This is a genomic window from Mesorhizobium sp. M7A.F.Ca.CA.002.09.1.1 (genome assembly GCF_003998555.1).
Classification (GTDB): Bacteria; Pseudomonadota; Alphaproteobacteria; order Rhizobiales; family Rhizobiaceae; genus Mesorhizobium; species Mesorhizobium ciceri.
The window spans coordinates 1-5,548 of record NZ_RZRR01000327.1 but is presented as its reverse complement, the minus strand read 5'-3'; the positions used below and the strand labels follow the sequence as shown (position 1 = coordinate 5,548).

The 5,548-nt window shown below is 62.5% G+C and carries 9 protein-coding genes; 7 read left to right on the top strand and 2 right to left on the bottom strand.

Annotated elements, in window-relative coordinates; translation table 11 throughout:
* The coding region (locus EN994_RS35660) for a hypothetical protein (RefSeq protein WP_206530410.1) at positions 1-180 on the top strand (180 nt) is incomplete at its 5' end.
* Here EN994_RS35660 and EN994_RS15970 read toward each other — a convergent pair.
* Positions 177-425, bottom strand: coding sequence for a DUF6356 family protein (locus tag EN994_RS15970; RefSeq protein WP_063169910.1), 249 nt, complete (start codon positions 423-425; stop codon positions 177-179). The two genes, EN994_RS35660 and EN994_RS15970, sit on opposite strands and share 4 nt — an antisense overlap.
* Before the next feature lie 115 nt (positions 426-540).
* Here EN994_RS15970 and EN994_RS15965 point away from each other — a divergent pair, with 115 nt between their 5' ends.
* The 6 genes from EN994_RS15965 to EN994_RS15940 all read left to right on the top strand — a co-directional run bounded on the left by EN994_RS15965 (position 541) and on the right by EN994_RS15940 (position 5,143).
* Positions 541-1,011, top strand: a complete 471-nt coding sequence (locus EN994_RS15965; protein WP_013528044.1) for an Lrp/AsnC family transcriptional regulator — start codon at positions 541-543, stop codon at positions 1,009-1,011.
* A gap of 165 nt (positions 1,012-1,176) precedes the next feature.
* Positions 1,177-1,662 (top strand): dUTP diphosphatase, encoded by a 486-nt coding sequence (gene dut, locus EN994_RS15960; protein WP_013528045.1) that lies wholly within the window; start codon positions 1,177-1,179, stop codon positions 1,660-1,662.
* Positions 1,662-2,324 (top strand): HAD family phosphatase, encoded by a 663-nt coding sequence (locus EN994_RS15955; RefSeq protein WP_063169909.1) that lies wholly within the window; start codon positions 1,662-1,664, stop codon positions 2,322-2,324. The genes dut and EN994_RS15955 overlap by 1 nt, the downstream gene beginning before the upstream one ends.
* 69 nt (positions 2,325-2,393) lie before the next feature.
* Positions 2,394-3,248 carry a hypothetical protein gene (locus EN994_RS15950; RefSeq protein WP_013528047.1) on the top strand — a complete coding sequence of 285 codons (855 nt, stop codon included), beginning with the start codon at positions 2,394-2,396 and terminating at the stop codon, positions 3,246-3,248.
* A 79-nt stretch (positions 3,249-3,327) separates the two neighbouring features.
* A complete protein-coding gene (locus EN994_RS15945; RefSeq protein ID WP_024505790.1) occupies positions 3,328-4,131 on the top strand; it encodes an oxaloacetate decarboxylase in 804 nt (267 codons plus the stop codon).
* Positions 4,132-4,144: 13 nt separating this feature from the next.
* Positions 4,145-5,143, top strand: a complete 999-nt coding sequence (locus tag EN994_RS15940; protein WP_024505791.1) for a proline racemase family protein — start codon at positions 4,145-4,147, stop codon at positions 5,141-5,143.
* A gap of 9 nt (positions 5,144-5,152) precedes the next feature.
* On the opposite strand, the gene EN994_RS15935 is transcribed toward EN994_RS15940, so the two are convergent.
* Positions 5,153-5,548 (bottom strand): sulfate transporter family protein (locus tag EN994_RS15935; RefSeq protein WP_127307633.1); only part of this gene is annotated, 396 nt, incomplete at its 5' end.

Here is a 5,548-nt window from a genome sequence, read left to right as displayed (position 1 = left end):
ATCCAATCTCCCCCCTTGAGGGGGAGATGTCCGGCAGGACAGAGGGGGGCGCTGGCCCGCGGCGTTGCCGCAATTTGCAACTACCCGGCCAACGCCAGCTTCGCCACGGCCGGAGCAAAAGGCCGAATGTTGATCCCGTCCCTGGTCATGGTGACGAAGCTCGATGGCGGGATCGCCTAGGCGCGATCCGGAAGAGCCGCAGGCTCCTTGGTCGCGTGCGTGCCTCTGTTGTGCGTCCGCTCGTAAAGCTCGCGAACGATTCGGCTGGCGGTAGTTTCAAACAGAAATGGCAAGAAAGCATGAACGAGCGCGGCGCCGGCCGCCATCAACAGGCGCGACGAAAACCAGGCGGCAAAGCCCATGTGGCTGAAATAGGTTTCGCCGACCTTGGCCGGATGAGAGGTGAAAATCCTTGCGACCGACATGCTGGTTCCCCTTCAGCGCTTGAAGTTCCTGATATGAGTATCCTGACATGCTTCGCCGGTTCATCGGTCTCAAAATGTCCTTGTATTTCGGTGATGCATGGAACAAATATCCCACATGGCGCTGGAAATTGACGAAATCGACCGGAAATTGCTCGCCGAGTTGCAACGCGACGGCACGCTGTCGGTCGACCAGTTGTCGGAACGGGTGGCGCTGTCGCGCAATGCCTGCTGGCGCCGGGTGAAGCGGCTGGAGGAGGCCGGTGTCATCACCGGCAGGGTGGCGCTGGTCGATGCCGAAAAGCTCGGGCTTGGCCTTTCCGTCTTCATCCTGATCCGCACGTCCAACCACGATCCGGAGTGGCTGCAGAGATTCCGGGCGGCGGTGACCGGCTTTCCCGAGATCATCGGCGTCTACCGCATGTCCGGCGACCTCGACTACGTTCTGCGCGCCCGCGTCGCCGACGTGAAGGCCTATGACCGGCTCTACCAGCGGCTGATCGCCAAGGTGGCGCTGTCTGATGTTTCCGCCTCTTTCGTGATGGAAGAGATCAAGGAGACGACGGTGGTTCCGATGGAAGTGCGCTAAGATATGTCGATATTCAGGTGATGCCGGCCTGCAAACGACGGGTTTCGACTCGGCCTGACCTGAATCTCAACACACCTCAGGCCATACTGATGCCTGAAAGAAAGCCGTTGATAGGCTTGCGGGCGAGTTGACCGAATCGCCGTTCGCGCCGATAGGATCGATTTTATGCGCGCAGCCCTTCAAACTCCCTCCGTCATCGGTCCGACCGTCGGCTTCGTCAGGTTGCCGCATGCTGAAGGACTTCCCCTTCCTGCTTATGAAAGCACCGGTGCTGCCGGCATGGATCTGCGCGCCGCGGTGCCGGACGACCGGCCGCTGCTGATCCTGCCCGGAAAACGCGCTCTGGTGCCGACCGGGCTGATCCTGGAAATTCCCGAAGGCATGGAAGGCCAGGTGCGGCCGCGCTCGGGCCTTGCCTTCAAGCATGGGCTGACCGTCCTCAACACGCCCGGCACCATCGACAGCGACTATCGCGGCGAGGTGAAGGTCCTGCTGATCAATCTCGGCGATGAGGACTTTGCCGTGACGCGCGGCATGCGCATCGCCCAGATCGTTTTTGCCGCGGTGACGCAAGCCGCCGTGGAAGAGCGCAACCTGGCCGGCGGCACGGCGCGCGGCGCGGGCGGGTTCGGATCGACCGGCACCGCCTGATGCCTGAACTGCCTAAACTTGTCATCTTCGACTGCGACGGGATCCTGGTCGATACGGAGAACCTGGCCAATCGGCGCCTTGCCGAATGGCTGACCGCTGCCGGCTATCCGACAAGCTTCAAATATTGCCGCAAGAATTTCTCCGGCCGCAGCATGGCGTCGGTGCAGAAAGAGATCGAAGAAAAGACCAGCGTCAGGCTTGGCGCCGATTTTGTCGATCGCTGGAACGCCGGCCTGCCAGACCTGTTCGCCCACGGCGTCGAAGCAATCCCTTATGTCCGCGAATTCGTCGAGGCCGTGCGGTCAGCCGGGATCGCCTATTGCGTCGCCACCTCGGCCCGGGTGTCGAAGATGCACATCACACTTGGCCAGACCGGGCTGTTGCCGCTGTTCGAACACGCGATGTTTTCCTCGACGATGGTCGCGCGCGGCAAGCCGTTTCCGGACCTGTTCCTGCATGCTGCGAAAACCGTGGGCTTTGCACCTGCCGACTGCATCGTCATCGAGGACAGCGTCGCTGGCACGCAGGCCGGCATCGCGGCCGGCATGCGGGTGTTTTCCTATCACGCCGATCCCTATTCCGACCGCGACGGCCTTATCCAGGCCGGCGGCATCCTGTTCGACGACATGCGCGAACTGGCCGGGCTGGTGCCGATCCACTGAGCTGGCTGACGGACTGGACGGGTTGGGAGGCTGTGCTACGTTCCGCGCGCCCGACACCCTGAGGCGACCATGCCGACGAACCTGCTTCGCTTCATCCTCGCCGTGATGCTGCTGCCATTGCTGTGGACCGCAGCCGGCGCGCAAGACGCCAGCCTTCCGGAGCTCGGCAGCCCACTGCCCGGCCAAAAAGACATCACCTATCTCGACCTCGCCAGGATGATCATTCCAGACCTCGCCGCCGACAAGAATGGCTTTTACAGGGGCGGGCTGCCGATCGCTATGCGCCATATCGAGGGACCCGACAGCGGCGGCTCGCCGCCCGAAACCTCAGGCTTTTCCAATGCCTCCGTGCTTGCCATCAAGGCGGGAGGCAAGGACCGCCTGACCATGCTGTTCGATCTCGGCGATTCCTCAGACAGCGCAGAAGGCTATGCGGTGCTAGCGCTCTACGACATTACGGGCAAACCAAGGCTGCTCGACGCCGCCAATGTCGCCCTCGACCGCAGCACCTATTTCCGCGAACCCGGCAAGCTCGGCATCGGCGCCAATGATGATATCCTCATGATCGAGAGTTCGCATTCCAATTCAAACCAGAACTATATGATCGTCCCGCTGATTATGGTCGCCAGGGACAAGTTGAAGCTGATCGACATCATCTATTTGTTCGACGAGCACGTGTGTGCCTATAGCCGGACGCAGGACGTTGCCTTTAAAGCCATCGCAGAGGGCCGACGCCATGCGGCGATCAAGGTAACGGTGACCGATGCCACCGTCGTGAACGACGAAAGCTGCGATGACCAGCCGCCCAAACCTGAATCTCACGACATCTCCGTCACCTATCATTGGGACAAGACAACGTCGCACTACGCCAAGGATTCCGACGCGCTGAACAATTTGGCAGGAGAGAACGCCAAACGCTTCTGAACCAACCGCATTCGTTTGCCCGGCCAGATGGAGCAGGATAAAATCCGCTCGGCCACACCGCATATGATGGGGAACTACCATGGACAAGGGCAAGATCTTTCGCGACCTGCATGCCTCGACCTTCGTCGTGCCCAATCCCTGGGATATCGGCACGACCAAGCTGCTCGGCTCGTTCGGCTTCACGGCGCTGGCGACGACCAGCGCCGGCTTTGCCTTTTCGCGCGGCCTGCCGGACGGCGCGGTGACCTTCGACCAGATGATCCACCATTGCCGCGAAGTGACCGCGGCGACCAGCCTGCCGGTCTCGGCCGACCTCGAGAAAGGCAAGGGCGACAGCGCCGAGCAGGCCGCCGAAACCATCTTCGCGGCGGAAGCTGCCGGCCTTGCCGGCTGCTCGATCGAAGACCACACCGGCGATCCGGACAAGCCGATCTATGATTTTGCGCACGCCGTCGAACGCGTTGCGGCGGCCGTGGAAGCGGCGCGGGCCCTGAAACGCGATTTCGTCTTCACTGCGCGGGCCGAGAACTTCCTCTGGGGCAAGTCCGACCTCGACGACACGATCAAGCGGCTGCAGGCGTTCGAGAAGGCCGGCGCCGACGTACTCTATGCGCCAGGCATCGGCAACGTCGAGATGATCCGCACGCTCTGCTCTGCCGTCAGCAAGCCGGTCAATGTCATGGCGGTACCGGGCTTTACCATCGCCGATCTCGCCATGGCCGGCGTCAAGCGTATCTCGCTCGGGCCGTGGCTGACCAATTTCGCCTACGGCATGCTGGAAACGGCGGCACGCGAAATCCAGCAAGACGGCACCTTCGGCTTCACCCGCGCCGCCATGCCGTTCAGCAAATTGCAGGCCCTCTTCGGCAAATCTTCGGATTAATGGGGCCCGTCGCATGACGCTGACCGTGGTCGACATGCATACCGGCGGCGAGCCGCTGAGGATCGTCACCGGCGGCTATCCCGGTATCCCCAAGGGCACGATCCTGGAAAAGCGCGCCTATGTGCGCGACCATCTCGATCATCTCAGGAAAATCCTGATGTTCGAGCCACGCGGCCATTACGACATGTATGGCGCCTTGCTGGTCGAGCCGGACCTGCCCGGCGCCGACCTCGCCGTGCTGTTCATGCACAATGAGGGTTATTCCACGATGTGCGGCCACGCCATCGTCGCGCTCGGCCGCTACGCCATCGATGAAGGGCTGGTGGCGAAACAGGAACCAGTCACGACAGTCAATATCGAGGCGCCGTGCGGGCTGGTCGTCGCCTCGGTCGAGGTCAGGGACGGCAAGGCCGGTGCGGTTTCGTTCGAAAGCGTGCCGGCCTTCCTTTTCGCCGGTGGACAGGCGATCGAATTGGCGGGCCACGGCACGATTGGCTTCGACGTCGCCTATGGCGGCGCCTTCTACGCGCTGGCCGATTGTCACCAATTCGGGCTCGAATTCGGCAGAAGCCGGATGCGCGATTTCGTCGATGCGGCAACGGGGCTGACGGACAGGCTCAAGGCTGAATTTCCGCTGTCGCATCCCGACCACGGCGACCTAGCCTACCTATACGGCACCATCCTGACCGACGGCCGCGACACATTTTCCGGCGAGGTGACCAAAAACATCTGCGTCTTCGCCGAAGCCGAGGTCGATCGCTCGCCAACCGGTTCCGGCGTCACCGCAAGGCTGGCGGCCATGCATGCCAAGGGCGAGATCGCGATCGGACAGACGCGCACATTCGAGAGCATCGCCGGCTCGCGTTTTTCCGGAGCCGTGGCGCGGACGGCGAAGGCTGGACGGCATGAGGCGATCATCGCCCGCGTCGGCGGCCGCGCCTATTATTCCGGGCGGGCCGAATTCATCGTCGAAGCGGACGACGAGCTCGGACGCGGATTCCTGTTGCGCTGAAGAAAATGCTCAGCGGCGCGAGGAGCGAGCCACTTCCCGCACCGAGATCGCCTTGTGCAGATGCACCATCATGGCGGCGGCGAACAGCGGCGTCAGCAGGTTGAGCAACGGCACGGCGAGGAAAGCGGCGATGAGCAGCCCGGCGAGAAACACTGTGCCGGCATAGTGCCTGCGCAAGGCCTTGGCCTCGTCTTCGCCGCGAAAGCGCATGGCGGCGAATTCGAAGAACTCGCGCCCGAGCAGATAGCCGTTGACGATGAAGAAGGCGGCTATGTTGACGCCCGGCACCAAGAGAAGCAGCAGCGCGACGATGTTGCCGAGAATGACGACACCGAGGAATCGCGCCGACAGCACCAGCGAGCGCAGCGCCGGCATGGCGCGGCCGGTCGGATCGCCGGGATAGTC

Excerpts from the sequence above, each read along its gene's own strand:
- EN994_RS15970 (WP_063169910.1), bottom strand. The coding sequence starts at position 425 with ATGTCGGTCGCAAGGATTTTCACCTCTCATCCGGCCAAGGTCGGCGAA.
- EN994_RS15950 (WP_013528047.1), top strand. The coding sequence starts at position 2,394 with ATGCCGACGAACCTGCTTCGCTTCATCCTCGCCGTGATGCTGCTGCCA.
- EN994_RS15940 (WP_024505791.1), top strand. The coding sequence starts at position 4,145 with ATGACGCTGACCGTGGTCGACATGCATACCGGCGGCGAGCCGCTGAGG.
- EN994_RS15965 (WP_013528044.1), top strand. The coding sequence starts at position 541 with ATGGCGCTGGAAATTGACGAAATCGACCGGAAATTGCTCGCCGAGTTG.
- dut (WP_013528045.1), top strand. The coding sequence starts at position 1,177 with ATGCGCGCAGCCCTTCAAACTCCCTCCGTCATCGGTCCGACCGTCGGC.
- EN994_RS15955 (WP_063169909.1), top strand. The coding sequence starts at position 1,662 with ATGCCTGAACTGCCTAAACTTGTCATCTTCGACTGCGACGGGATCCTG.
- EN994_RS15945 (WP_024505790.1), top strand. The coding sequence starts at position 3,328 with ATGGACAAGGGCAAGATCTTTCGCGACCTGCATGCCTCGACCTTCGTC.